Origin of the sequence: Quatrionicoccus australiensis (assembly GCF_020510525.1) — a bacterium.
GTDB classification, from domain to species: domain Bacteria; phylum Pseudomonadota; class Gammaproteobacteria; order Burkholderiales; family Rhodocyclaceae; genus Azonexus; species Azonexus australiensis_B.
In genome coordinates this window covers 3,385,561-3,411,919 of record NZ_CP075188.1, presented here as the reverse complement: position 1 = coordinate 3,411,919, position 26,359 = coordinate 3,385,561, and the positions used below count along the sequence as shown (strand labels likewise).

Sequence of the window (26,359 nt, the reverse complement as noted above, 5' to 3'; positions counted from 1 at the left end):
CGGGCAGTTCCGCCGCCGGGGTACTGGCTGCGTCGCCAGCTAACGTATTGATTTCAGACATGGGTCGGGATTATACGCCTAGCTGTCGGCAGACACGCGCTTCAAGTGCGCCCGGATTTGGCAATCGTACCGGTGAATATCATCGAGAAGATTTATCGAACCTCGCAATCGACGTTTGATGACTTGCTCGAGCCAGGCGCTGTCGTTGTCGTCGAAGAGCTGAATGAAGGCGACGGGAGGAACTTGAGGCCGGGGTTCTTCGGCACAACCACAGGGGCTTGTGTCGGGCTTGGTGTGAAGCCGAATTGCCCGGGAGAAAAGTTTTGCGTCCCGCCTTTGTTGCTCATATTAATCATGCCGTCGATTACCTGGACATATATGCCCGGTGGCAATGCTGGTGTGGTAGTTGGTACGACTTGCGCCAATTTCATTGGCACGATGCGCGCGGCAAGCGGCATATCGCTGCGCGTGGCCAGCGGCGACCAGTCAAGTGCTGCCGTGCTGGCCAGCAGGAAAGCCCGCCGCGCGGCCAATGATTCGGCACTCGCTTCGCGATATTGCACGATCACCGTCGCACTCTGCATCGCGATGTCGGCCAGCGGCGTCTTCAAGACAACGCGATCGATGCTGCGTTTACCGAGTAAACCGGCGGTCGACCGTACGCCGCCTCGAACCAGCGTCAGGTTGATGTGGTCGGCCTGCGGCTTATCGGGGTCATACGAGAAGCGATCAACGGTCAACGCCGTATTCGGTTGCAAAATCAGCTGGCTGCCATCGCTGAAGCGGATCTGCGCGTAGCCCTTCTTTTGGCTGGCCAAGGTATCGCCGGATTCGACCGTGGATTTCACCGCCAGCACCCGCGTCGTGCCATCCGCTCTCGTTGCCAGCAACGGGCCGCTGAGGAGCGCAACCGTGCCGACCGTCGGTCCGGCAAGCACCGGTAGACCTGCGCACATCGGCGCGAGGAGTAGCCAGGATTTAATTGCAAAATGCTTTTTTGATTTGGTCATTTTTGCTTCCATTTTCTTGGCTGGAGGTGCTCCCACTCGGGGTGGTGCCCTTCTTGTCATCGCTGGTCAGGGTTTTGTCGTCCGCCGATGACACATTGCTGGTGGTGCCAAGCGTGCTGTCCGGGGCCTGACTCGTTGGCGAAAGCGTAGTGCTTTGGGGCGACTCTTTGATCGTCCTGATCACCTCGTTACTGGCTTGCTGGACCGGTTTGACGGGTTCGCTGGCGGAGGGGGGGGACAACAACAGGCACAGCGCCGATTGGGGGGCGATGCTGCACATATCGGCCGATGGCGGTGGGGGCGATGGTGTGGTGGTGGAGTCGTTCAGGGTCACCGCTCCGCCGCTCAACACGCTGCCGCCGCTGACATTGATCTTGCCGCTGCCGCTCGCCGTCCCGCCGCCGTTATTGTTGGCCGAGAAGACCATGGCACCGCCATGCGTCGTGATCGAGGCATTGATGTTAATGTCGTTGCCTGCCTGAGCGGTCAGTCCGATGCCTGCGCCAGTCACATTGATCGCGTCAAGGAAATTGATGTCGTGTGTCGCCTGCAGGATGACGTTTGCGTTGGCGTTGGATAGTTGCGACGAATTAAGGAAGGAATCGGCGCCGCCGTTGAAGGCGAGGGAGGCAAACGTCGCGGAATTAGCCAGTGGGGATGAATCGACACCGGACGCGATAGTGATGTTGGTTGGGTCAAGCAGCCACTGGCCGTTATGTCCGTGGGCAGCCCTGGCGTCGACGCGAATGCCGGCGACATCGAGGTAGTGTCCGGATGTTTCAATGAACCCGCCATTGCCTGAAAGCGCCCCGCCGCGCGCCGACAGCGAACCGTATACCTGCGCTGTCCTGTCGCCCCAGACGATCAGCTTGCCGCCGTTGCCGCTGGCGATGGCATCGGTCGAAATCTTCGCGTCCTGGCCAATGTAGACCTGCTGCGCATTCGTGATCGCGGTGTTTTTGCCCTGGTAATCACCGCCGATAAGTACCGTGCCGCCGCCTGTTTGTCCGCTGGCTTCGACGCGGGCATCGCCGATGAGGCCGACCTGTTCGCCGAGCACCTGAATTTCGCCACCGCTACCGGCGCCGCTGGCGGTGGTCGTGCTGCCCGCTTCCAGCAGCGTGGTGCGGCTTGCCTTCAGGATGATCTTGCCGTTTTCGCCAACGACCGCGCTGTTGGCGTTCAGCGTGCCGCGTTGATTGATCAGCGCGGCGTAGATGCCGATCTTGCCACCTTGCGCCACGATGGTGCCGAGATTCAGCGCCTGGTCGGAAGCCGCGGAAACGACGACATGCATGTCCGGATTGCTCGTGTTGGCCAGTTGCACACTGTGCCCTGCGGCCAGCATCACTTCGCCTTGCGGCGAAGTGATGACGCCGCTGTTGCCGACCTCCGGAGCGATCAGGAAGACTTGTCCGCCGGACAGGGTGGTGATCGCTCCGAGGTTGCTTACCTTGCCGGCTACATCGCCGGCGGCAAACTTGTTCCTGCCTGCCAGAAAGTCGGTATTCGAAATCGCCAGGCTCGATGCGACAAAGCTGGCGACATTGACTTGCGAATCGCGGCCGAACAGGATGCCGTTCGGATTGATCAGGAAGACGCGACCGTTCGACTGCAAGGCGCCCAGTATCCGGCTCGGGTCCTGGCCGGTGATCCGGTTCAGCACGGTGCTGTTGCTGCTTTCCTGGATGAAGCGCGTCAGCTCGCCGGGCTGGATCGAGAAGTTCGACCAGTTGATGATGGTGTTTGGCGTGTTGGTAATCGTGAAAACATTACCCTGCTGCGCAAACGTCGCCTGGCCATGGATCACCGTCGCGCCGGCCGGGTTGGCCAGGACCTTGCCGCTGCTGACGCCGAGGATGAGCGCACCAAGCAGGGCAGCAGAAAGCGGCACTGCGGTCCGGCGGGTGTTCGTTTTGAGGGGCTTCATGGCGTTCCTAAAAAGACAGGCTGAGACGAAGGTGCACACGGTTGTCGCCGGTCCGGGTGTTGGTCGCTTCAGCATGCAGAACATGACCATAATCCACCTGAAAATCGATGTCCTTGCGCCACTGCGCACGTACGCCGATACCTGCGCTGCTGATCGTGGCACTGCGAATCTCGGCCGCTAATGCGTGATTGCGCGAGACATACGCCGTATCGTAAAAAGCCAGCATGCGGCATTGCCAGAGGCCGCCCTTGCACAAGGGCGGCGAATACATTTCGAGGTTGGCGACTGCGCCAGAGTCGTTCGCCACTTCACGCTCCTCAAAACCGCGCACGGTGGACGCTCCGCCCACACCGAATTGCTCGCCGGGAATCAAGGCGTCGCGGGTGTATTGTCCGTTGACGATGGCGCGTACCAGCCAGTCGCCCGGTAGTGCTTGTGTCCCGCTGGCGCTGACGCGCAGCAGCGTGTAATCGTCGGTCGCACCCGCGCGGGCCGCAGTGAAATACTGCTGGTCGCCACGTGATCCGCCGGGAATGTTGTGCAGTAATGTTGCACTGAAGCCGGCGTCGCCGGCTGCCAGTGTCCAGGCGCCCTGGTAGGCAAGGCTGAGCGGATGCACGGTAACGTCGTTACCCAGTTCGGTTCCCAGCAGTTGCATGCTGTTCCTGTAGGCCTTGTAATCGAGACCGTAAACGAGTTTCGAGGCGTAATTGCCAGCCGTGGCCAGATTGTGGTTATAGCGCGTACCCATCACCGAGCCTTTGCCGCTCACCGCGATATTGAAAATTCCGGCGCTGATCGTGCCGCTGTTGACGTCGGAATAGGCACCGAAGAAGTCGATCGAGTCGCCAAGTGCATAGAGCGGTATGTGATAGCCGAAGCCGTACACGCTGACCTTGCTCGGCTTTTCCAGCGAGGTCGTGTACTGCAGGCTCAGCACATGATCGAGCCCAAACAGGTTGGCGTTTTGCAGAAGGATGCCGGCGCGGCTTCTGCCCGTCGATACGCTGCCTGTGTTGTCAAGATTGATGCTCGTGGTCCATGTTCGCTCGTCCGCTACGCTCAGCGTCGCATCGATCGTATCGTCCTGTGCCCCGCCTTTCATCTTCAGTACGACTTTTTTGGCCGGGTTTTCGTTGGCCAGCTTCAGGCTCTTCGAAACTGCTGCGATGTCCGGCGTTTCACCCTCGCGCAATGCGGGCAATGCGTTGCGGATGTTCGGCGTATCAAAATGCCGGTTTCCTTCGACCGTAACGTGTCCGATCCTGGTTTGTACGACATTCAGGACCACGACGCCTTTATCCAGCTCCTGCTCCGGTAAATCGACACGGATCAATTGATAGCCGCGCGCATGATAAGCCGCTTCCAAGGCCTCCAGCGCCCGCATGATGTCGGCAAAGTCCCTTTGTTTTCCGACGAAGGGCAGGGTCAGTCGGTCGATCGATTGCGCTGACAACAGTGTGTTGTCGTGAACGTCAAAGCGATCGATATCAAAACGCGGGGATGTGCCGCCGCTGTCAGCCGCTTCTGCAAGGGCGCGGCCAGCGGTGATCAGCAACGCGCCGACCAGCGCCAGCATTGAGTGGTATTTCATGGGGGGGCCGAGAGCCGTACGGTTATCTTCAACGAGAACAGAGAGCCGACCCTCTACTCTTCGTAGACTCTCGCTTATCCGGAATTCTTGCCCTTCTTCAATCAGACAGATACCAGCGAAACGATGGGGTTAAGCGCTGGATAGACTCTTTTGGTAATGCACCAATTGTCGGCGGGGTTCGGCTCAGGCGATAGTACTGTAAAAGCCTCTGCCGAACCTTCCTGTTTTCCGGTGGGGGCAGGCTGCAGTCCGGAGATGGCTGTCAGGGCAAGCATTTTCGTCTTGCGTTTTGGCTGGCGCAGAAAGCCGTGGGCCTTTGTTGCTCGGGTTGATGCCGTCAGCCGGGACTGTTGGCATTCATTGCCGTGGACTGGGATCAGAGGCCGGCGATCAGGTCTTCAAGCAGCTGGCGGTTGATCGGTTTGACCAGGATGTCGTCAAAGCCGGCGGCGAGGAAGCGTGCCCGCTCTTCGGGAAAGGCGTGTGCGGTATAGGCGAGGATGCGCATTGTCTTGCCGTTCGGGCATTCGCGCAGGCGGGCGCAGGTGTCTTCGCCGGACAGGCCGGGCATGCTGATGTCGAGCAGAACGAGGGTTGGCGAAAAGCTGTTGGCCAGTGCGATGGCGGTTTCGCCGCCTTCAGCTTCGTGTACCGTCCAGCCCTGTTTCTTGAGCAGGGCAATGGCGAGCAGGCGGTTGGTCGGGTGGTCGTCGACGACGAGGGCGTGACGTTCAGTCATGGTTTTCCCCTTGGGGGAGGTAGATGGTGAAAGTGGAACCGATGCCGACGCTGGATTCAAGGGTGATGCGACCACCCATGCGTTCGACCAGCTGCCGGACCAGGGCGAGGCCGAGGCCGGTGCCGCCGTGTTCGCGGGTCAGGAAATTTTCGAGCTGCTTGAATTTTTCGAAGACGGTGGCGTGGTGTTCGGGGGGGATGCCCGGGCCGGTATCGCTGACGGCAAAGGAAATTTCATTGCCGACGGGGGCGACGCGCAGAGAAATCGAGCCATGCTCGGTAAATTTCACGGCATTGCTGAGCAGATTGTTGAGCAACTGGCGCAGGCGGGTGGAATCGGTGATCAGCTGTTCCGGCAGGTCATCGGCAAACTCCAGATGCAGGGCGAGGCCTTTTTCTGCGGCACTGCTGCGATGTACGGCCACGCTTTCATCGATGAAACTGGCGAGGGCGAGTGGTGCGAGGTGGAAGGTCATTTCGCCGGACTCGATCTTGGCCAGGTCGAGAATTTCCGTGACCAGTTGCTGCAGATGTTCGCCGCTGCTGTGAATGATGCTGGCGTACTCCTGCTGGGTTGGATCGGTCAGTTCGAGTTTGAGCAATTCGGCAAAACCGAGAATGCCGTTGAGCGGGGTGCGCAGCTCGTGCGAAACGGTGGCCAGGAAGGCTGACTTGAGGCGGCTCGCCTCTTCTGCCTTTTCGCGCGCCTCTTCCAGACGTTTGAATGACTCTTCGACCGAGTCCGCCATGTTGTTGAAGGAACTAGCCAGTTCGCCCATTTCATCGGCTGAACGGGCATCGAGCCGATGCTTCAGGTCACCCTGCTGGAAGGCATGGATGCCGGAAATCATCCGGGTGATGCGCCCGGTCAGCAGGTTGGCCATCCACACGGCGACGCCGATGACGAGAACGATCATCAGCAGGGTCGAACCCCAGAGGCCGATGGCCGTTGCAGTCAGGCTCTTCTGGATGTCATCGAGCATTTCGCTGCGCTGTGTCTTGAAACTGGCGTCCTTTTCGTTGACCAGGGTGTTGATCTTGGCGGCGGTTTCGGTGGCTGCCTTGTGGAACTCATCGACATTGGCGCCGATCGTGACGAAGCCGAAGCCCTGCGGTGTCTTTCCGTACTGGCCGGTGTAATAGGGGATGGCGGCAGCGGTAGTCAGCTTCCAGAGGCCGGAGAAGAAAATGACGAAGGAGCCGGAGCCGCCATGCTCGGTCACTGCATTCCAGCCATCGCATTGCGGCGAAAAGTTCAGGTAGCGGCAGTCGAGGCCGAGCGTGCCGGCCTTGACCAGTTCCCTGGCCGGCTTGCGCTTGAGATTCTGGTCGCGGAAGGGCGGGACGCTAGCGAGGAATTCGTCGGCCGGCTTGCCGCTTTGCTGCCACTCGGCGTACAGCTCCTCGTCCATCCATGGGGTTGCCGGGCGACCGGTCTGCGCGTCGTAGCCGACGATCATGTAGTCGCGCGGATGCGAGATCGAGCGGCTCTTGTGATCCCAGATGAAGGCGTAGTTGCCCTTAATGGCATCGGCAATCGGCGTGTAGCGCTCCTCGGTCGGCATCAGGCGATCGGAGAACTGGCGGATGTGGTCGTGGTCGAGGGCCAGGGTCACGTAGCCGCTGATCTGGCCATTGCGGACGACCGGCATGGCCCAGCGCACGATGCCGCGGAAACGCTTGCCGACCGGATTCTCGGTGCCGGCATAGGCCGACTCTTGTGGCTTGAACGGCTTGCCCGCCTTCTCCAGCGTAGCCGGCAGGTAGGGGCCGGCGAGCTGGGTCGGGACATAGGCGCCGATGACGTCGGAAACGTAGATCTCGCCGGGTTTCAGCTTTTTCAGCTCGGGGAAATAGCTTTCTGCCCGGACGAAAGTGTTGCGCCGGTCGACGACGTTTTTCAGGCCTTTTTCAGTCAGGTCGCCGCGCGTGACCTTGATCTTTTCCTGTCCATCGAGGCCGACATAAGTCATTTCGACAAACAGCGGCCGTTGCTCGGCTTCACCGAAGTATTCGGGGGGCCTGGCATGAAAATCCTTGGCGTTATCCGGCAGGATGGGACGGGTGACCTTGGCTTCACGCAGCGGCGCTTTTTCCGGTACCCAGGATTTGCCGTCTTCTGCCAGTTGCCATGGGCCATGGTGGTGCAAGGTCCGGGTGCGCTCGGCCAGGAAGTTTCTGAAGGCCGTTTCCGACGGCTCAAGCCCGGCTGCAAGGCGGATGTCGTGATCGCGGTCGTAGAGGAAGGCGGCGATTTCCTTTGCCGCATCGGTGGTCAGCGACTCGATCGCTTCGCGCGAACGCAGGTCAAGGGCCCGGATGGAGTCGTCGGTGACGGTTTTGCCGACCGACTTGATGCTGTCGAGCATCGCATTCGCCATGCCGCCAGCCCTGGTTGAAACTTCTTCGCCCAGTTGCTGCGCGGCATGCCAGGCAAACCAGGCCAGCAGAACCAGCGGAACAACCTTGATGACGACAAAGATTGCGATCAGCTTGCCACGGATGCCGGCAAAAAGAGCGGGTAGTTTCAAGTCTCCACCTCCGGTTTCCCCCGCGTTCTGATGGCGGAGCTAATCAATGTTTTTCGGCAGGTTTTTCTTCGGCCGGGGCGGCGCTCTTGGCTTCTTCCTTGGAACTACCTTTTTCGCTTTCTGGTTCCGTTGCTGCTGCTGCCGCTTCGGCTTTCTTGCGCTTTTTGGCGGCGCTTGGTGATTCCGGCGGTGGCAGTTGCGGTGCTACGGTTTCAAGCTGGTTTTCCCGCATGTAAGCGTCCATTTCCTTCCAGCCTTCGTAGATGGAAGCCTTGGGCAGCCAGCTGTAGATCGAGTAGCAGTCTTCGATGGCCCGGCCGGACTGGCGGCAGGCGCTGCCGACAGCCTTGCCTTCGGCCTGCTGGGTCGCTTCCTTCTTGGCCGGATCTTCGAGGCCGAGTTTCTGGTTGACCTGGTCGCAACCGGCAAGAAAAAGCAAAAAAACGGTGATCAGGGATGTGCGCTTCATCATGGCTCAAGATTTTCGCACAGCTTGGCGGCAATACAAGAGGAAACGGCGGTTTGCACCGCCGTTTCCCTTTTTCCCTGGCTAAAGCGTCCCGGAGCGGGCGCCGAGACCGCGGAAGTACGTCGCCACGATAGGTCCGGCATATTCCTTGAGGGGGAACATGGCCGGATTTTTGGTCCAGTTGAAGAGCAGGCCGTCAATCAGGCTGATCAAGCCGATGGTGACCTGATGCGGGCTCATCTCGTGCTCGATCTGGCCTTGCTCGCGGGCCAGCGTGAAGGCCCGTTGCAGAATGTCGATGTGGTTCTCGCCCTCGTCGAGGTGGCTGTCGCGTATGGTGGCCATTTCACCGACGTACTCGCATTTGTGCCAGAAAATCTCGAACACCTTGCGAAAGTTCGTGTCGCTCAGCATCCTGCCGACAAACTCCTCGGTTGCTTCACGAATGAAACGCAGGGGGTTGGCTGCGATGCGCGCATCACGATCTTCCGCATTGATCATCAAAGGGCAGATCAGGCGTTCGATCATGGCGTTGAACATCGCCACCTTGTTCTCGAAATGCCAGTAGATGGCGCCACGGGTGACGCCGGCTTCCCTGGCGATGTCGTTGAGCGAGGTTTGCGAAACGCCCTTGTGATTGAACACCTCGACGGCCGTGTCGAGGATGCGGTTACGGGTCACCAGGGCATCTTCCTTGGTTCTTCTGACCATTTTTCTCTCCCTTTCCGGTCGCCGGCCCGGCTCAGCTGCCGCTCGGCAGCCAGCCACCGCCGAGCGCCTTGAACAGGTCGACCGCCGCACCGAGGCGATTTTTGCGGCTGGCAAGATAGGACAGCTGTGCCGTGTTGGTCGTACGTTGCGCGTCGAGCAGTTCCATGAAACCGGAGTAGCCGGCTTCGTAGCGGGCCTGGGCCAGCTCCTGGGCGCGGCGGGCGGCGACGACCTGGGCGTTGTTGGCGCTTTCCTCGTCGGCGTATTCCTTGAGGCTGACCAGGGCGTCGTTAACTTCCTTGAAGGCGGTCTGCATGGTCTTGCGGTAATTGGCCAGGCTTTCCTTCTGGCTCGCCGTCGCCTGGTCGACCCGGGCGCCAGTGCGGCCGGCGTCGAAGATCGGCATTGAGAGGCCGAGTGCGGCCGACCAGATGCCGGCGCTGCCATCGAAGAGCTTGGCCAGTGCCATGCTCTCGCCGCCGTAGAGGCCGGTCAGGCTGATCGTCGGGTAGTAGGCGGCCTTGGCGACGCCGATGCGGGCATTGGCCGCGATCAGCGTTTCCTCGGCCTGGCGCACGTCGGGGCGCGCGTCGAGCAGGCTGGACGGTACGCCGACCGGCGGCGTCGGCGGCAGCGGCAGCTTGTCGAGGTTGGCGGCCGCGATTTTCAGGCCGGGCTGGCCGGTGAGCAGGCCGAGCTGGTTTTCCGAAATCGCGCGTTGCCGGCGCAGCTGGTTCCACTGGGCCTGGGCGGCAGCGCGGGCGCTTTCCGCCTGCGACTGCTCAAGTGCCCCGGCCGAGCCGGCATCGACACGGGCCTTGACGATCTGCAGTGCTTTTTCGCGGCTGGCGAGCGTGTCTTTGGTGACTTCGAGCTGGGCGTCGAGGCTGCGCAGCGCCAGATACTCGTTGGCAACCTGGCCGGTCAGCGTCAGGCGCACGGTGTCGCGGCCGAAACGGCTGGCCAGGGCGTCGGCGCGGGCGGCTTCGTTGTTGCGCCGGATGCGGCCCCAGAGATCGAGCTCATAGCTCAGCGAGGCGGCGGCCCGGGTGTTGTTGTAGGTCGCCTGGCCGGTGTTGCGGCCGCTGAAGGTTTCGCCGCTGATCTGGTTGCGTGCGCTATTGACGCCCAGTGTGGCAGTCGGCAGGTAGTCGGCACCGGCTTCGCGGGCGACGGCTTCGGCGCGCTCGAGGCGGGCGATCGCGGCCTGCAGGTCCTGGTTGGCGTCCAGCGCCTGCTGCTCCAGGTTGTTCAGGTCGGCATCGCCGAACAGCGTCCACCACTGCGGGTTGATCGGTGCCTCGGCACGGGCTTCCGGCACGGCTTCCTTGTGCTGTTCCGGAAACCAGTAGCTCGGGCGTAGGTAGTCGGGGCCGACGGCGCAGCCGGAGAGCAGCAGCGCAGCGGTCAACGCCGCGCCAAGGCGGATTTTCGGCAGGTTTCGTTCAAATGCGTGCATCTCAGTTTTCCTCCGCGTGGGCGGCATGGTCATGGCCAGCCGGCAGCGCTTGCTTGCCGCGCTCCAGCCACATGAAGAAGAGCGGAATGAAAATGGTGGCGATGAAAGTCGCGGCGATCATCCCGGCGAACACACCGGTCCCCATCGACTGGCGGGCGGCAGCGCCGGCGCCGCTCGCCTTGACGAGCGGGAAGACGCCGAGCACGAAGGCGAGCGAGGTCATCACGATCGGGCGCAAGCGCAGGCGGGCGGCTTCGAGTGCCGCATCGACGACGTTCATGCCTTCGGCGTACTTCTGGGCGGCGAATTCGACGATCAGGATGGCGTTTTTCGAGGCCAGCCCGATCAGCACGACGAGGCCGATCTGGAAGTAGATGTCGTTCGGCATGCCGCGCAGCCAGATCGCGGTCAGTGCCCCCATCAGGGCGAAAGGCACGGCCATGATGACGGCGAGCGGCAACGACCACTTTTCATACTGGGCGGCGAGGATCAGGAAGACCATGATGATTGCGAAGCCGAAGGCATACAGCGAAGAGCCGGAGCTGCGCTTTTCCTGGAAGGCCTGGCCGGTCCACGAGATTTCATAGCCCGACGGCAGGCTGGCGGCTGCCACTTCCTCGACGATCTTGATCGCATCGCCCGAGCTGATGCCCGGCTTGCTGTCACCCATGACCTTGGCGGCAACGAAGCCGTTGAAGCGTTCAACCTGCTCCGGACCGACGATGCGCTTGATGGTGCTGATCGCGGACAGCGGAATCATCGCGTTGCTGGTGCTGCTGCGGACATAGACCTTGCCGAGATCGTCCGGCTTCATGCGGTAATTGGCTTCGGCCTGGAGCTGGACACGATAGACACGGCCGGACTTGTTGAAGTCATTGACGTAGAGCGCGCCCATCGTGCTTTGCAGCGTGCTGTAGATGTCGGCGAGCGGAATGCCCAGCGCGAGCGCCTTCGGTTCGTCGACTTCGACGAACAGTTGCGGCACGGTCGGACGGAAGAAGGTGCTGACGCGGGTGAATTCCGGGTGCTTCTGCAGTTCGGCCATGAAACCCTGGACAACCTCATTGAGCTTCTTGGTGTCACCGTCGACGCGGTTCTGGACATAGACCTCGAAGCCGCCAGCCGTGCCCAAGCCCATGATCGGGGGCGGGTTGAAGACCAGCGCCAGGCCGTCGGCCTGCATCATGCCCATGCCCATGAACTTGCCGGCCAGATCCTGTGCCTTGGCATCGCGTTCCGACCAGTCCTTCAAGGGGATGAAGATGGTACCGGCGTTGGGCTTGTTGCCGCCGCCGATCAGGTCGAAGCCGGAGACGACGAAGGTATGCTTGACGGCCGGGTCGTTGGCAACCATCTGGCGCATCTTTTCGCCGGTGACCTGGGTGCGCTTCAGGGTTGCGCCATCGGGCAGCATCAGCGCCGAAATAAGGTAGCCCTGGTCTTCGGCCGGCACGAAACTGCCGGGAATGATGCGGAAGAAGAAAGCAACCACGCCGATCACCAGGACGAAGAGGACGCCGCCGATGATGCCGTGCTTCAGCGTCAGGCTGACGGTGCTGGTGTAGGAGCGGGTGAAGCGCTCGAACAGGCGGTTGAACGGGGCGAACAGCTTGCTTTCGGTGTGCTGGGCCTTGAGCAGCAGGGCGCACAGCGCCGGCGTCAGGGTCAGTGCGACGACCCCGGAGAGCACCACGGAAACGGCGACGGTGACGGCGAACTGCTTGTAAAGCTGGCCGGCGATGCCGCCCAGGAAGGCGACCGGGACGAAGACCGAGACCAGCACCAGCACGATGGCGACCAGCGCGCCGGAAACCTCCTGCATGGCCTTGATCGAGGCATCCTTGGGCGAGAGTTTTTCCTCGGCCATCAGGCGCTCGACGTTCTCGAGCACGACGATCGCATCGTCAACCACGATACCGATTGCCAGCACCATCGCGAACAGGGTCAGGGTGTTGATCGAGAAACCGAAAATCCACAGGCCGGCAAAGGTGCCGATCAGCGAGATCGGCACGGCGACCATGGGGATCAGCGTCGCGCGCCAGCTCTGCAGGAAGAGATAGACCACGGCCAGCACCAGCACCATGGCTTCGATCAGGGTATGCACGACCTCGTTGATCGAGGCCGAGACGAAGCGCGTCGTGTCGAACGGGATGACGTAGCCCATGCCTTCCGGGAACTTGACCTTGAGCTCGTCCATCTTGCTGCGGACGCGCTCGGCAACTTCCAGGGCATTGGCGCCGGTTTGCAGGAAAACGCCCATGGCGATGGTCGGCTGGCCGTCCAGGCTGACTGTCTGGTCGTAGCTGTAGGCGCCGAGTTCGATGCGGGCGATGTCCTTGAGACGCAGCGCGCCGCTCGGGCCGCTGGCGCGGATGACGATGTTGCCGAACTCTTCCGGCGTCAGCAGGCGGCCCTTGGCGGTCACCGTGTAGACCAGTTGCTGGTCGGACGGCGCCGGTTCCTGGCCGATCTTGCCGGCCGCGTTCTGGGCGTTCTGGGCCTTGATTGCGTTCGAGACGTCGGTCGTGGTCAGGCCGAGCTGGGCCATGCGGTCCGGCTTCAGCCAGACGCGCATCGAGTAGTCCTGGGCGCCGAAGATGGTGACGTCGCCGACCCCCTTGACCCGCTTCAACTCGTCAACGATGTTCAGGCTGGCGTAGTTGGACAGGAACAAGGTGTTGTACTTGCCCTTTTCGGAGTCGAGTGCGACCACTTGCAGGATGTCGTTCGAACGCTTCTGGACGATCACGCCGTTGCGCCGGACTTCTTCCGGCAGGCGCGGTTCGGCCGCCTTGACGCGGTTATTGACGTTAACCGAGGCCATGTCGACATTGGTGCCGACTTCAAAGGTCGCGGTAATCGTCACCGAGCCGTTGGCCGAGGCCGACGAGGTGAAGTAGGACAGGTTCTCGACCCCGTTCAACTGTTCCTCGATCGGTGCGGCGACCGTCTTGGCCAGGGTTTCGGCGGAAGCACCCGGATAGGTGGCGGAGATCAGCACGGTCGGCGGGGCGATCTGCGGGTATTGCGCAATCGGCAATACCTGCGCGGCAACCAGCCCGGCGATGACGATGATGATCGAAATGACCGACGCGAAGATCGGCCGGTTGATGAAGAATCTGGTCATGCTCGCTCCTTAACCTTGCTTGGCGGGAGCCGGTGCGGCTTCCTTGGCCGGTGCGGCAGCAGCACCTTCCTTGGCGGGCGCGGCAGCAGGGGCGCCGGCGGCGGCCGGGGCACCCGGCTTCTCGCCCGGGCCATGCGGTGCAACCGGCGCGCCCGGCTTGAGCTTCATCAGATTGTCGATGATGACCTTGTCGCCGGCCTTGAGACCGCCCAGCACGACCCAGTCCTTGCCGTACCAGTCACCGGTCTTGATCGGACGCGGTGCCACCTTGTTCTCGCCGTCGGCGGTCATCACCAGGTTGCCTTGCTCGGTTTGCAGCACGGCGCTCTGCGGCACCACGAAGACATCGTCGCGTTCGCCGGCGAGCAGGCGGACGCGCACGAACTGGCCGGGCAGCAGGGTGTTGTCCTTGTTGGCAAATTCGGCCCGCAACTGTTGTGTACCGAGCGTCGGGTCTATCGTGCTGGCCATGAAGTTGAGCTTGCCCTTGATCGGATAGGTGCTGCCGTCCGGCATGACCAGTTCGACGCCGGTCACCGTCTTGGCAGTCAGGCGGCCGCCGGGCAGCTTGGCGGCTTCGCTTTCGGAGACGCTGAAGCGCACCCACATCGGATCGCTCTGGTAAACCGAGGTGAGCAGGCTGTCGCTGCCGACCGTGATCAGGTTGCCGACCGACTTGGCGGCCCGTCCGGTGACGCCTTCGACCGGCGCCGTGACCGTGGTCCAGGAAAGATTGAGTTCGGCCTGGCGCAAAGCGGCCTGGGCCAGTTCATTGGCGCTGTTGGCGTCGTCGAAATCCTTGCGGCTGATCGCCTGGGCATCGATCAGTTTCTTCATGCGCGCGAGTTCGCGTGCGGTCTGGTCGGCGCGGGCCTTGGCTTCGACATGGGCAATTTCATAGGTCGAGCGGTCAATCTGGAACAGCGGCTGGCCGGCCTTGACGATCTGGCCTTCCTGGTAGAGCTGCTTGACCAGGATGCCGCCGACGCGGGCGCGGACTTCGGCTTCCTTGGCACCCTCGGTCTGGGCGACGACTTCCAGTGCATTCGGTACTGAGCGCGGCTGCATTTCCAGCACGGTAACCGGCATCGGCCCCATGCCCGGTCCGCCCTTGGGCGCTTCGCCGCCGGAACAGGCAGCCAGGGTCAGGGCAGTGCTGACGAGTAGCGGAAGCAGCAAGGGCTTGGCAATGCGGTGCGGCATTTGGGTGTTGAGGGGCATGTCGGGGCTCCGGATTGTGGAATTATTGATGCTCGGATTCTACATACATGCATGAATGTATGTAAGTAACCGAGTGTAACTTTTGCGCAGGGAGTGTCGACCGACCCTTCGGGTGGGAAAACGTTCGCTGTTTATTGTCCCGGATGCTGCCGGGGGCGCTAAAAAGTCCAGCGGGCGCTGGCTTGAGCTGTTTGTGTCGAGTAAGACTTGCCCGTGGTCAGGTGGTAGCCGAGACTCGACGAGAAGTTCTTCCGGTTGAAGAAGTTGATACCGATGCCTATCGCCAGGGTGTTGCGATCAAGTGTCTGGCCCGGTGTGACAAAGCTCGAACTGCCGTCGACAAAGCTGGCGCTGGCGTCGATTCCCTGGTTGCGAAAGTCGTGCTGCCAGAACAGCTTGCCATAGGGGCGGGCATTGATGCCTGCGATTGTCGTGGCGTGTTCGAGTTGGAGTCCGATCCCCGCTCGCAGTCGCTCGACGCTGTTTTCGGCAACACTGACGGCGAGAGCGTCGCCGCCACTTTCCCTGTAGCCGTCCTGTCTGATCCGGTTCCATTCGAGGCGAAGCTGAGGCGTGATGACGGTATTGCCTGACAAGCGTAACGGCAGGCCTCCATTCAGACGAGCACCCCATTGCTCGCCGGTGAAGTTGCCATAGGCATAGCCATTGAGTTTGGTGTCACGCCGGTTGTCGTATTTCTGCTGCGCGTAGGCTGCCACCCCTTCAATGAAGTAGTTGCCGAAGTTTCTGCTGCCATACGCCGAAATTTGCGTGCTTCTGACGGAGTTGCTGTTGCCAGCCAGTTCGTTCTGGTAAGAAATGCCTGTGTCCGAGTAGGCGAGGGCGATGCCGCCCGTTAGTCCGGGGGCGAATTCGTGGTCGAGGCCGATGATGCTGCCCCAGCCGTCACCTTTGTAGCCGGGTTGAGCGTCCTTTGCCGTCTGCTGGTCCCGGGTTCCATAGAACCTTATCCACAGGCCGCTTTTTGTGCTTTCTCCGGCACCCTGTGCCGAGCCTTCGAGATTGCCCGAGAGGTTGTTTGCCGCGCCGTAGCGGAGGTTGTCCAGGCGTTCCCCGATCTGCGTGAAGGCGGCCAGCATGCTGCTTCGGCTGGCTGTGGCCAGGGTTGATGGGCTGGTCAGGCGGGAGTATTGCGCCAGGCAAAGGTTGCTTGCGCCCAGGCTGATGCAGCCCGGGCCGCTGAGCGAGAGCAGTGCATTCGTACCGCTGGTGAATCCCTGAAAAAGCTGCAAATAGGTGTATTGCTGTCCACCACTCAGGCTGATGTTGCTGATCGTGACGCCACCACCGGCCTGGGTGCCATAGAGCACGTCGGCCAGTGCCGTTGTCGGGACGCCTGCCGCATTGGGCGAAAAGCTGCCGCGAATGATCTGCAATCCCTGGCCGACGCTGCCGGCATTGAGGCTGACCGTAAACGTACCTGTGCTGCCAACGTAAAACGTACCCATGACATAAGGCACGGCGGTTCCGGAATAGGCGGTAAAAATGGTGTTGACCGAGCCGGATGTGAGCGGGGTCGCAAACCGGGTCTCGATGCCGCTGTTCCAGTTCGAAACGCTGCTGGCAGTATCGGCATGTGCCGTTGTGCCGGTCAGGAGGAGGCATCCCGAGGCCAGCGCGACAAGGAGCTTGAGTTCGGGAGGGCACATGGGCAGGGGGATTCTGATCCGGGATGGGTGCTGCATTGTGCTTTCCTGACCAGGTGAGGTCAATCGGAACGTCGGGCTGGTCAGTGTTGGCGAGGTCATGGTCGATGTCATGTGCCTGTTATGAACATCGACTATTTTGCCGTCTTGGTTTTCTGCCTGATTGGTTGCAAGGAGTGCTGATGGAAAAGCAAAACAGGGCGTGGCTGTGGCTGCTTCAGGCGCCATTGACGTTTGTCGTGGGCAGAAGTTCGCCGCGGCATGTTTGCCCGGTCTGTGGCAGCAGGGACTTGAGCCGGATCCGGCGGCGACCGGTCGACCGGCTTTTTAGCCTGTTTTTGCGTGTCTACCGTTATCGCTGCGGCGAATTTCGCTGCAGCTGGGAAGGCAATTTGCGGCGGCGCTGAGTGTTGCTTGCCGGTGGCGCGACTGGTTTAGCTGTTGCGCCCGAACTTGGCGAGGAGTTGGCCCATCTTCTCCGTGCGCTGACGTTCTGCTTCCGCTGCCGCATGTTCGGCCGCGGCGGCTTCCTTTTCGGCGCGCCGCTTGTCGGCTTCCTTCTTCAGGCGTTCGCGGATGGCTTCGAGGGCATGGGCACGATGCGCGTCGGTGACTTCGTCCGCGCTGTTGCCATCAAGATCGAAGCGAACCGTCGCCTTTTCCATGACCTTGAGATAACGCAGCGAATTGGTGTGAATGCCGAGGGCAACCCGCAGTGTCTTGCGTTCGATGTCGGGCAGGCGGGCCAGCAATTGTTTGTCGATGCCGATGGCCAGGGGCTGGCTGTCGCGGAAAACCGGGAAGTCGGCCTGCAACTTCTTGAGCAGGGCGCGCGGGCTCAGGCTGGGGGCGACGTCGGGTGTGGCGGTAGCGGTGTTCATCGTTCGAAAGGATTGCGTGGGATGTTCGAAGGGGGGCAGGGTACCACACCCCCGTGCTGCTGATGCGATCGGCACACGCTGTTCCGTGTTTGGCGTGGGGGCGTCCCTGGCTGCCCGGGCGCTATAATTGCAGTCTTTCCGAATTGCTGGAGTATTCATGTCGCATCTGATTCGTCCCTTGTTCGTAGCCGTCAGCCTGGCGCTGGCTTTTTCCGCCAATGCCGCCAAGCCGGCAAAGCCCGCTGTCAAGCAGGCCGCCAAGCAAGCTGCTGCGCCGGTCGCATCCCCCGATTTCGAGTTGGCGCACAATCTCGGGGCGCTTGGTGAAGAGCAGCTGCAGGCGGTGGTTGATCGCTTCAACAAGGAAAACGGTGGCAACCTGAAGCTGACGCGTCTGGAAAAAGGTGAAAAGCCGGCCGGGCTCAATCTGGTTCGTCGTTACGACATGAGCGACGTGCTGACCCAGACCAAGAGCTTCGTGCCTCTCTACCAAATGATGGCCAAGGCCGGTCAGCCACTCAATCTGAGCGATCTCTCGGTCGATCTGAAGGCCGGTGTCGTCGATGCCAAGGGGCGTCTGGTTGCCCTGCCGCTGATTTATTCGACGCCGGTCCTGTTCTACAACAAGAACGCTTTCCGCAAGGCCAGGCTGGATCCGGAGCAGGCGCCGAAGACCTGGTTCGAGATGCAGGGCATGCTCGACAAGTTGCAGGACGCGGGCTACGCCTGCCCCTACACGACCTCGTGGCCGGTCTGGGTGCATGTCGATAACGTCAGCGCCATCTCCGGTGTGCCGGCGATCAGCGACAAGGGCGCGCTGATCTTCAACGGTCTGCCGCAGGTCAAGCATGTGGCGATGATGGCAACCTGGACCAAGGCCAATTACTTCAAGCTCTTTGGTCGCCGCGATGAAGCCAGCAAGCATTTCCGCGAAGGCGAGTGCGCCATGATCAGTACCGACTCGCGCGAGCATGTCGATTTCCGCGACGCCAAGGGTGTCGAGCTCGGTGTGGCGGCGCTGCCGTATCACGACGACGTTTATGGCGGGCGTCAGAACTCGCTGGCTGACGGCGCGTCGCTGTGGGTCGGGGCAGGCCGTTCGGCGGCTGAATACAAGCAGGCAGCCAAGTTCGTGTCCTTCCTGCTGTCGCCGGAAATGCAGGTTGAATTGGTGCGTGTCTATGGCGGCTTGCCGCTCACCTCGGCCGGTCGTGCCGCTGCCCGCAGCAAGGTTCTGCGTGATGGCGACAAGACGCTGGAAGTGGCTTATGCCTCGCTCAAGGGCAAGGGCGCCTCGCCGGCTTCGCATGTGGCCGATGCCGACCCGGTGCGCATCATTGCCAACGAAGAGCTGGAAGCCGTCTGGAGTGACCAGAAGCCGGCCAAGGCAGCGCTCGATACGTCGGTGACGCGCGGCAATGCCGTGCTCGGTGCCAAGCCGGCATTGAAAAAGGCGCAGCCCTTCTGATGCTGCCGCCGCTGCCGCGCTGGTTTGCCCATCGCGGTGGCGGCTCTCTCGCTCCGGAAAACACGCTGGCCGGCATACGGCTGGCGGCCCGCATGGGATTCCGGGCGGTCGAGTTCGACGTCATGCTCAGCGCCGACGCTACGCCGCTGCTGATCCACGATGAAACCCTGGTGCGCACGACCAACGGCAGCGGCCGGGTCTGCGAAACGCCGGACGCACACCTGTTTTCCCTCGACGCCGGCGGCGGTGAGCCGCCACCGCGCTTTGTCGAAGCGGCGCTACTTTGCCGGCAGCTGGGTTTGCTGGCCAATGTCGAGATCAAGCCGGCGCAGGGGCATGAAGTCCGCACCGCCGAGGTGCTTGCCCGGATGGCCGCCGACTTGTGGCGCGATGCGGCGCAAATGCCTTTGCTTTCTTCATTTTCCCTGGCAGCACTGGAAATTGCCCGCGATCTGGCGCCGGAGATTCCGCGTGGCATCCTGTTTGATCGGGTGCCGGAGGACTGGCTGCGCCAGTTGCACGAACTGCAAGCGGTAACCCTGCACTGCAATGCCGCTCACCTGACCGACGATGTGTTGCAGGAAGCCGGGGCGGCCGGCATTCCCGTGCTTTGCTATACGGTCAACGCCGCTGAAAAGGCAAAAATGCTTTTCGCGCGTGGCGTGACTGCGTTGTTCACCGATCGTCTCGACCTGTTTGCGTCGGAAACAAACGATTACAAAGGCTTGCATTCTCCCGGCTGATTTTTACCCGCTTTTACCTTTTAATGGCGCTCAGGGGATTGACCCGCCATTCGAGGAGAAAGTCATGAAAAGCATCAAGGCCGTTGTTGCCGTTGCCATCGCTCTGCCCGTCCTGGCTTTTGCCCAGGCCAATACGCCGCGTGTCGACCAGCGCCAGGCCAACCAGGAGCAGCGCATCGACCAGGGTGTGGCTTCCGGCAGCCTGACCCAACGCGAAGCCAATCGTCTGGAAAACGGTCAGCAGCGCGTGGACAACATGGAAAATCGTGCCAAGGCCGATGGTGTCGTCACCAAGCGCGAGCGGGCCCGTCTGCATGTGGCGCAGGACGCGCAAAGTGATCGTATCTATGCCCAGAAGCATGATCGCCAGCATGATTTCAACCATAACGGACGCGTTGACCGTCCGCGCCGTCGCTAAGCCAGCCTGATCCACGCAACAAGACCCGCCGCCCGGCGGGTTTTTCTTTTAAAATTGCCGGCTCCGAATGAACAGCCTTGAAGGCCGCCAGCTAATGAAAAGCTCAGAAATCCGCCAGCAATTCCTCGACTTCTTCGCCTCCAAGGGCCACCAGATCGTTTCTTCCAGCTCGCTGGTGCCGCATGAAGACCCGACGCTGCTGTTTACCAATGCCGGGATGAACCAGTTCAAGGACGTTTTCCTCGGTTTCGACAAGCGTCCCTACACGCGTGCCACGACCTCGCAAAAATGTGTGCGCGCCGGCGGCAAGCACAACGACCTGGAAAACGTCGGCTACACGGCGCGCCACCACACGTTTTTCGAAATGCTCGGCAACTTCTCGTTCGGCGACTACTTCAAGCGCGACGCGATCAAGTACGCCTGGGAACTGCTGACTGAAGTCTACAAGCTGCCCAAGGATAAGCTGACCGTCACCGTCTATGCCGAAGACGATGAAGCCTACGATATCTGGACCAAGGAAATCGGCGTGCCGGTTGAGCGCGTCATCCGCATCGGCGACAACAAGGGCGCCCGCTACGCTTCCGATAATTTCTGGATGATGGGCGACACCGGTCCCTGCGGTCCGTGTACCGAAATCTTCTACGATCACGGCGAAAAGCACTGGGGCGGCCCTCCGGGGTCGCCGGAAGAAGACGGCGACCGTTTCATCGAAATCTGGAACAACGTCTTCATGCAGTTCAATCGTGACGAAGCCGGTGTCATGCATCCGCTGCCCAAGCCCTCGGTCGATACCGGCATGGGCCTGGAGCGCATCTCGGCCGTGCTGCAGGGCGTGCACGCCAATTACGAAATCGACCTGTTCCAGAGCCTGATCAAGGCCGCGGCCCGCGAAACCAGCGATGCCGACATGAACAGCCCGTCGCTCAAGGTGCTCGCCGACCATATCCGTGCCTGCTCCTTCCTGCTCGCCGACGGCGTCATTCCCGGCAACGAAGGTCGTGGTTACGTGCTGCGCCGCATCATCCGCCGCGCCATCCGTCACGGCTACAAGCTGGGCGCCCGCGCTGCCTTCTTCCACAAGATGGTGCCGGACCTCGTCGCCGAAATGGGCATGGCCTATCCGGAGCTGGGCCAGAACCAGGCGCGCATCGTCGCGACGCTGAAGCAGGAAGAAGATCGTTTCTTTGAAACCATCGAGCATGGCATGGCCATCGTCGAGTCCGAACTCGCCGCCCTCAAGGCCGCCGGCAACAAGATTTTCAATGGCGACACGGCCTTCAAGCTGCACGATACCTATGGCTTCCCGCTCGATCTGACGCAGGACATTTGCCGCGAGCACGACATTGCCGTCGATGCGGCCGCCTTCGATGCCGCGATGGCCCGTCAGAAGGAGCAGGCACGTGCCGCCGGCAAGTTCAAGATGGCGGCCAATCTCGAATACGACGGCCCGGCCACGACCTTCCATGGCTATGACGCCTTGGAGTTCAAGGGCAATGTGCTGGCGCTGTACAAGGACGGCGCAGCGGTCAACCAGCTGAACGAGGGCGAAATGGGCGTGGTCGTGCTCGACAACACGCCGTTCTACGCCGAGTCCGGCGGTCAGGTGGGCGATTGCGGTGCGCTGCAGTCGGTGCATGGCATCTTTGCTGTCGAAGATACGCAGAAGATCCAGGCCACCGTCTTCGGTCATCATGGCGTCGTCAAGACTGGCGCGATCACCGTCGGTAACGGCGTCAATGCCAAGGTCGACGTGCTGGCGCGTATGCGCACAGCCCGCAATCACTCGGCGACCCACCTGCTGCACAAGGCGCTGCGCGAAGTGCTCGGCGATCACGTCCAGCAGAAGGGCTCGCAAGTTGATTCGGACAAGACCCGGTTCGATTTCGTGCATAACCAGCCGTTGACCGATGAGGAAATCCGCCGCGTCGAAAATATCGTCAATGCCGAGGTGCTGGCCAATACCGCCAACGAAACCCGCGTCCTGCCGATTGCCGAAGCCCAGAAACTGGGTGCCATGATGCTGTTCGGCGAAAAATACGGCGACAGCGTACGCGTCCTCGATATTGGTTCCTCGCGCGAACTGTGCGGCGGTACGCACGTTTCCCGCACGGGTGACATCGGCCTGTTCAAGATAACCAACGAGGCTGGTGTCGCGGCTGGTGTTCGTCGTGTTGAGGCGCTTACTGGCGACAATGCACTGGCTCTGGTGCAGCGACTATATGAAGAGTTTAATGAGTTGGCTTTTGAGCTTGGCTTCAATTCGGCCAGCGTCGGCATTGCTCAAGAGCAAGTTACTAAGCTCAAGAATAAAACCCACGACTTAGAAAAAGAGCTGGCTCGCCTGAAGTCCAAACTGGCTTCGGCCCAGGGCGACGACATGCTGGCCCAGGCGGTCGACGTCAAGGGTGCCAAGGTTTTGGCCGCGCTGCTGCAGGGGGCGGATGTCAATGCCCTGCGCGAGACCATGGACAAGCTCAAGGACAAGCTGAAGTCGGCCGCTATCGTGCTGGCTTCGGTGATTGACGGCAAGGTGACGCTGATTGCCGGCGTGACCGCCGACCTGACCGGCAAGGTCAAGGCCGGCGAGCTGGTCAACATGGTTGCCCAGCAGGTCGGCGGCAAGGGCGGTGGTCGTCCCGACATGGCGCAAGCCGGTGGTACGCAGCCTGAGAATCTGCCGGCGGCGCTGGCTTCGGTGGCGGCATGGGTTGAAGGCAAGCTTTAGTTTCGTTGTCTTTTCCCGAGAATCCCTGCCGCCGGCCTGCCGGCTGCCGGGATTTTTTTTGGGTGCATAAATTGCACTAATGTGATTAAAACGATATAAATGATTATCTTGATATAGGTCAAAAACCCCTCTTGGGGGGCGCGTAGCATGCCCCTCTTTCAACGAAGAAGAGGGAGTATCAAATGCATAAGAAGATTCTTGTTGCTGCTCTGGTTGCCACCGGTCTGTTCTCTGGGATTGCTCAGGCGGCTGATGAGGGGGCGTTCCTTGTTCGGGCGCGCGCGGTACATATTGGATTTGATAATGGGCAGGCCGATGGCTTGGGCGGCGCTACGGTAGTTGAGGCCAAGGATCGCTGGATCCCGGAAGTTGACCTCTCCTATTTCTTTACCAAAAATATTGCTGCCGAGTTGGTTCTTACCTATCCGCAGAAAATTGATATCAAACTGAATGGTGGTCAGTTGGGCACGATCAAGGCGCTGCCGCCTTCCTTGCTGCTGCAATATCATTTTACTGATCTGGGTGCTTTCAAGCCTTATGTCGGTGCTGGCTTGAACTATACGATTTTTACCGACCGCAAAAACATCGGGGCAACGGCTGATGTTGATAGCAGCAGCTGGGGTTTGGCGGCTCAGGTTGGTTTTGATTATCTGATTGACAAGAACTGGTCGGTCAATCTCGACGTCAAATATATCCAGATGTCTACCGATGTGCATCTGACTGGTGGCGGTGCCAAACTGGGCAAGGTTGATCTGAACCCGATCACCGCTGGCGTCGGCGTCGGTTATCGCTTCTAAGCCTCTTCATGCTTTATCAAAACGGGGTGCCTGCGGGCATCCCGTTTTTCGTTGACGTGCGGTGAGTCTCGGTCGAATCGGTGATAGAATCCATCCCGGCGGGTCTCCCCGCATTGCAGGGTGGTGAATCTGGTCAGGTCCGGAAGGAAGCAGCCACAGCTACTTACTGCAAGTGCCGGGGGTTAGGCTCGCCATTTTCTATTCTTGTTTTGGTGTGGGGCGCATGAGTTATCAGGTTCTTGCACGCAAGTGGCGGCCGCGTAATTTTTCTACGCTAGTCGGACAGGAACACGTTGTCCGCGCTCTGACCCATGCGCTTTCCGAAAAGCGTCTGCATCACGCCTATTTGTTCACCGGTACCCGCGGTGTCGGCAAGACGACGATTGCCCGTATTCTCGCCAAATCGCTGAATTGCGAAAGTGGCATCACGGCGACCCCGTGCGGCACTTGTTCAGCCTGCCAGGAAATTGACAGTGGGCGTTTCGTCGATCTGCTCGAAGTGGACGCGGCAACCAACACCAAAGTCGACGAGATGCGCCAGCTTCTCGAAAACGCCGTCTATGCGCCAACGCGCGGGCGTTTCAAGGTTTACGTGATCGACGAAGTGCACATGCTCTCCAACTCGGCCTTCAATGCCATGTTGAAGACGCTGGAAGAGCCGCCCGAGCACGTCAAATTCATCCTGGCAACGACCGATCCGCAAAAAATTCCGGTGACCGTGCTGTCGCGTTGTTTGCAGTTCAATCTGAAACAGATGCCGGTGAGTGCCATTACGACGCATCTGGCGCATATTCTGCAGGCCGAGAGTGTGCCCTTCGACAGTGGTGCGCTGGCGCTGGTTGCCCGCTCGGCTGCCGGCAGCATGCGCGATGCGCTGTCCCTGCTCGATCAGGCCATTGCCCACGGTGCCGGCAAGGTCGAAGAGTCGCAGGTGCGCAGCATGCTGGGTACGGTCGATCTGGATTACCTGTTCGCCATTCTCGAAGCGCTGCAGGCGGGTGATGCCTCGGCGCTGCTGCGCGTGGCGGCCGATCTGAGTGTGCGCAGCCTGTCGTTTGGCGCGGCCTTGCAGGAGCTGGGTGCGCTGCTGACGCGGGTGCAGATTGCGCAATGTGTGCCGGGTGCGGTCGATGACGACGATCCCGAGCGCGAGCAGTTGCTGCAGGTTGCTGCGGCGTTGAGTCCCGAATTCGTGCAGCTGGCTTATCAGATCGTGAATATTGGTCGAAATGAGCTGTCGACCGCGCCGGATGAATATGCCGGTTTTGTCATGACCTTGTTGCGCTTGCACACCTTCCGGCCAGCCTCGGTGGCTGATGTCGTGGCTTCCGTGCCGGTGCGCTCACGGCCACCGGTCATTCCGGTGACGCGTCCGGTTGCCGCCGTTACGCCTGCGCCAGCGCCTGTGGTCAAGCCGTTGGAGACGCCTGCGCCTGTGTTGTCTTCGCCGTCGGTCAGCAAGCCTTCTCTGCAGTCGGCAGCTGATTCTGATTGGCATGAAATCGTCGCAGGTCTGCAATTGAGCGGTCTGGCGCGAACCCTGGCACAACACTGTGAGTTGCGCCAGTTGAACGAGGCGGATTGCCTGTTGCGCCTGTCGCCATCCCATTCGCATCTGCAGATGAAGCCGGCGCCGGATCGGCTGGAGCAGGCCTTGAGCGAGTATTTCGGGCGCCCGCTCAAGGTGCGTTTCGAGCTGGCGCAGAATGAGGTTGATACCCCGGCCGAGACTGCCGGACGCGAAAAACGCGAGCGCCAGGACAAGGCAATTGCCTCGATCGAAGAAGATTCCTTTGTGCGTGACGTGATCGAGTCGTTCGATGCGTCCGTTGTTGATACATCCATTAGACCTATCACTTAACGGAGAACTCGGAAAATGATGAAGGGTGGCTTGGGTGGCCTGATGAAGCAGGCCCAGATGATGCAGGAAAACATGAAGAAGGCGCAGGAGCAGCTCGCCCAGATTGAGGTCGAGGGGCAATCCGGTGCCGGCATGGTCAAGATCGTGATGACCTGTGCGCATGACGTGCGCCGTGTCAGTATCGATCCGTCGGTAATGGATGATCGTGAAATGCTCGAAGATCTGGTTGCGGCTGCAGTTAACGATGCGATCCGCCGCGGCGAAGCGCTCAGCCAGGAAAAAATGGCCGGATTTACAGCTGGCATGAACCTGCCGGCTGGCTTCAAGCTGCCGTTCTAAGTGAATCCCTCGGGCCTCGAAGCGCTGATAGAAGCCCTCCGCTGCTTGCCTGGCGTTGGGCCGAAGTCGGCCCAACGCATGGCTTATCATTTGCTGCAGCGCGACCGTTCAGGGGCCCGCAAGCTCGGTGATTCCCTTCTGCATGCGCTGCAGGCTATCCGGCATTGCCAGCGCTGCAATACTTTCACCGAAGCCGATCTCTGCGAGCGTTGCGCCTCTCCGAAGCGTGACCAGTCGCTATTGTGCGTCGTCGAAACCCCTGTCGACATGAACATGATGGAGCAGACTCTGGCTTTCCAGGGGCTCTATTACGTGCTGATGGGGCGGATTTCGCCGCTGGATGGGGTGGGGGCGCGCGAGCTTGGTCTGGAGCGTGTCATGGCGCGCGCCCTCGATGGCATGGTCAAGGAGGTCATTCTGGCCACCAATTACACCAATGAAGGCGAAGCTACCGCGCATTACCTGACTGCCATGCTGCGGCCAAAGGGGATTGCCGTGACACGAATTGCTCGCGGGATACCGGTCGGTGGCGAGCTCGAATACGTCGATAGTGGCACCTTGGCGCAGGCGTTGCGAGAAAGAAAGAACTGCGCCGGGTGACAGCGGCTTTGATCGGAGGTTCCGATGTCGTATAATTTAGCGTTTATTTTTAATCCCATCCAATTCCTTT

At 60.8% G+C, this 26,359-nt stretch carries 21 protein-coding genes and 1 other RNA gene; 10 read left to right on the top strand and 12 right to left on the bottom strand.

All coding sequences use genetic code 11. The annotated features are described in order from the left end of the window. Nucleotides 1-152: 152 nt before the first annotated feature. The 11 genes from KI612_RS16270 to KI612_RS16220 form a co-directional block, all read right to left on the bottom strand. A complete protein-coding gene (locus KI612_RS16270; protein WP_226441114.1) occupies nt 153-1,010 on the bottom strand; it encodes a FecR family protein in 858 nt (285 codons plus the stop codon). Then, on the bottom strand, nt 979-3,024 hold the full coding sequence (locus tag KI612_RS16265; RefSeq protein ID WP_226441113.1) for a two-partner secretion domain-containing protein: 2,046 nt from the start codon (nt 3,022-3,024) through the stop codon (nt 979-981). The genes KI612_RS16270 and KI612_RS16265 overlap by 32 nt, the downstream gene beginning before the upstream one ends. Further along, nucleotides 2,948-4,519: a ShlB/FhaC/HecB family hemolysin secretion/activation protein gene (locus KI612_RS16260; RefSeq protein ID WP_226441112.1), complete on the bottom strand. Its 1,572-nt coding sequence runs from the start codon at nt 4,517-4,519 to the stop codon at nt 2,948-2,950. Before KI612_RS16260 ends, KI612_RS16265 begins: the two co-directional genes overlap by 77 nt. Before the next feature lie 391 nt (nt 4,520-4,910). Continuing rightward, the gene (locus KI612_RS16255; RefSeq protein WP_226441111.1) at nt 4,911-5,273 is read right to left on the bottom strand and encodes a response regulator; all 363 of its coding nucleotides are present in this window, start codon (nt 5,271-5,273) and stop codon (nt 4,911-4,913) included. Beyond that, a complete protein-coding gene (locus tag KI612_RS16250) occupies nt 5,266-7,803 on the bottom strand; it encodes a sensor histidine kinase (protein WP_226441110.1) in 2,538 nt (845 codons plus the stop codon). Before KI612_RS16250 ends, KI612_RS16255 begins: the two co-directional genes overlap by 8 nt. A 43-nt stretch (nt 7,804-7,846) precedes the next feature. Next, a complete protein-coding gene (locus KI612_RS16245) occupies nt 7,847-8,272 on the bottom strand; it encodes a hypothetical protein (RefSeq protein WP_226441109.1) in 426 nt (141 codons plus the stop codon). Nucleotides 8,273-8,353: 81 nt separating this feature from the next. Further along, nucleotides 8,354-8,983, bottom strand: a complete 630-nt coding sequence (locus KI612_RS16240; RefSeq protein ID WP_226441108.1) for a TetR family transcriptional regulator — start codon at nt 8,981-8,983, stop codon at nt 8,354-8,356. A 31-nt stretch (nt 8,984-9,014) separates the two neighbouring features. Next, complete coding sequence (locus tag KI612_RS16235) at nt 9,015-10,442, bottom strand: efflux transporter outer membrane subunit (protein WP_226441107.1); 1,428 nt, start codon at nt 10,440-10,442, stop codon at nt 9,015-9,017. A gap of 1 nt (nt 10,443) precedes the next feature. After that, nucleotides 10,444-13,569, bottom strand: a complete 3,126-nt coding sequence (locus KI612_RS16230) for an efflux RND transporter permease subunit (RefSeq protein ID WP_226441106.1) — start codon at nt 13,567-13,569, stop codon at nt 10,444-10,446. Between the two features lie 9 nt (nt 13,570-13,578). Then, nucleotides 13,579-14,790: an efflux RND transporter periplasmic adaptor subunit gene (locus KI612_RS16225; protein ID WP_226441105.1), complete on the bottom strand. Its 1,212-nt coding sequence runs from the start codon at nt 14,788-14,790 to the stop codon at nt 13,579-13,581. A gap of 158 nt (nt 14,791-14,948) precedes the next feature. Beyond that, a complete protein-coding gene (locus KI612_RS16220; RefSeq protein ID WP_226441104.1) occupies nt 14,949-16,496 on the bottom strand; it encodes an autotransporter outer membrane beta-barrel domain-containing protein in 1,548 nt (515 codons plus the stop codon). A gap of 143 nt (nt 16,497-16,639) precedes the next feature. Between KI612_RS16220 and KI612_RS16215 the strand changes: the two genes are divergently transcribed. After that, on the top strand, nt 16,640-16,864 hold the full coding sequence (locus KI612_RS16215; RefSeq protein WP_226441103.1) for a hypothetical protein: 225 nt from the start codon (nt 16,640-16,642) through the stop codon (nt 16,862-16,864). A gap of 27 nt (nt 16,865-16,891) precedes the next feature. Here the strand turns inward: KI612_RS16215 and KI612_RS16210 are convergent, their stop codons facing one another. Further along, nucleotides 16,892-17,338 carry a ProQ/FINO family protein gene (locus tag KI612_RS16210; RefSeq protein WP_226441102.1) on the bottom strand — a complete coding sequence of 149 codons (447 nt, stop codon included), beginning with the start codon at nt 17,336-17,338 and terminating at the stop codon, nt 16,892-16,894. A gap of 157 nt (nt 17,339-17,495) precedes the next feature. Here KI612_RS16210 and KI612_RS16205 point away from each other — a divergent pair, with 157 nt between their 5' ends. From KI612_RS16205 to recR, 9 genes are all read left to right on the top strand, one after another. Beyond that, nucleotides 17,496-18,806: an extracellular solute-binding protein gene (locus KI612_RS16205; RefSeq protein WP_226441101.1), complete on the top strand. Its 1,311-nt coding sequence runs from the start codon at nt 17,496-17,498 to the stop codon at nt 18,804-18,806. After that, the gene (gene ugpQ, locus KI612_RS16200; RefSeq protein ID WP_226441100.1) at nt 18,806-19,549 is read left to right on the top strand and encodes a glycerophosphodiester phosphodiesterase; all 744 of its coding nucleotides are present in this window, start codon (nt 18,806-18,808) and stop codon (nt 19,547-19,549) included. Before KI612_RS16205 ends, ugpQ begins: the two co-directional genes overlap by 1 nt. A 64-nt stretch (nt 19,550-19,613) precedes the next feature. Further along, a complete protein-coding gene (locus KI612_RS16195) occupies nt 19,614-19,967 on the top strand; it encodes a hypothetical protein (protein ID WP_226441099.1) in 354 nt (117 codons plus the stop codon). A gap of 94 nt (nt 19,968-20,061) precedes the next feature. Further along, entirely contained in the window at nt 20,062-22,692 is a 2,631-nt protein-coding gene (gene alaS / locus KI612_RS16190) for an alanine--tRNA ligase (RefSeq protein ID WP_226441098.1), read from the top strand. Nucleotides 22,693-22,874: 182 nt separating this feature from the next. Continuing rightward, entirely contained in the window at nt 22,875-23,489 is a 615-nt protein-coding gene (locus KI612_RS16185) for an OmpW/AlkL family protein (protein ID WP_226441097.1), read from the top strand. 97 nt (nt 23,490-23,586) lie between these two features. Beyond that, nucleotides 23,587-23,685: signal recognition particle sRNA small type (ffs, locus tag KI612_RS16180), an RNA gene on the top strand. Nucleotides 23,686-23,712: 27 nt separating this feature from the next. After that, nucleotides 23,713-25,350 (top strand): DNA polymerase III subunit gamma/tau, encoded by a 1,638-nt coding sequence (gene dnaX / locus KI612_RS16175; protein ID WP_226441096.1) that lies wholly within the window; start codon nt 23,713-23,715, stop codon nt 25,348-25,350. Nucleotides 25,351-25,365: 15 nt separating this feature from the next. After that, nucleotides 25,366-25,689, top strand: coding sequence for a YbaB/EbfC family nucleoid-associated protein (locus KI612_RS16170; RefSeq protein ID WP_226441095.1), 324 nt, complete (start codon nt 25,366-25,368; stop codon nt 25,687-25,689). After that, a complete protein-coding gene (recR, locus tag KI612_RS16165; RefSeq protein WP_226441094.1) occupies nt 25,690-26,289 on the top strand; it encodes a recombination mediator RecR in 600 nt (199 codons plus the stop codon). Nucleotides 26,290-26,359: the final 70 nt, after the last annotated feature.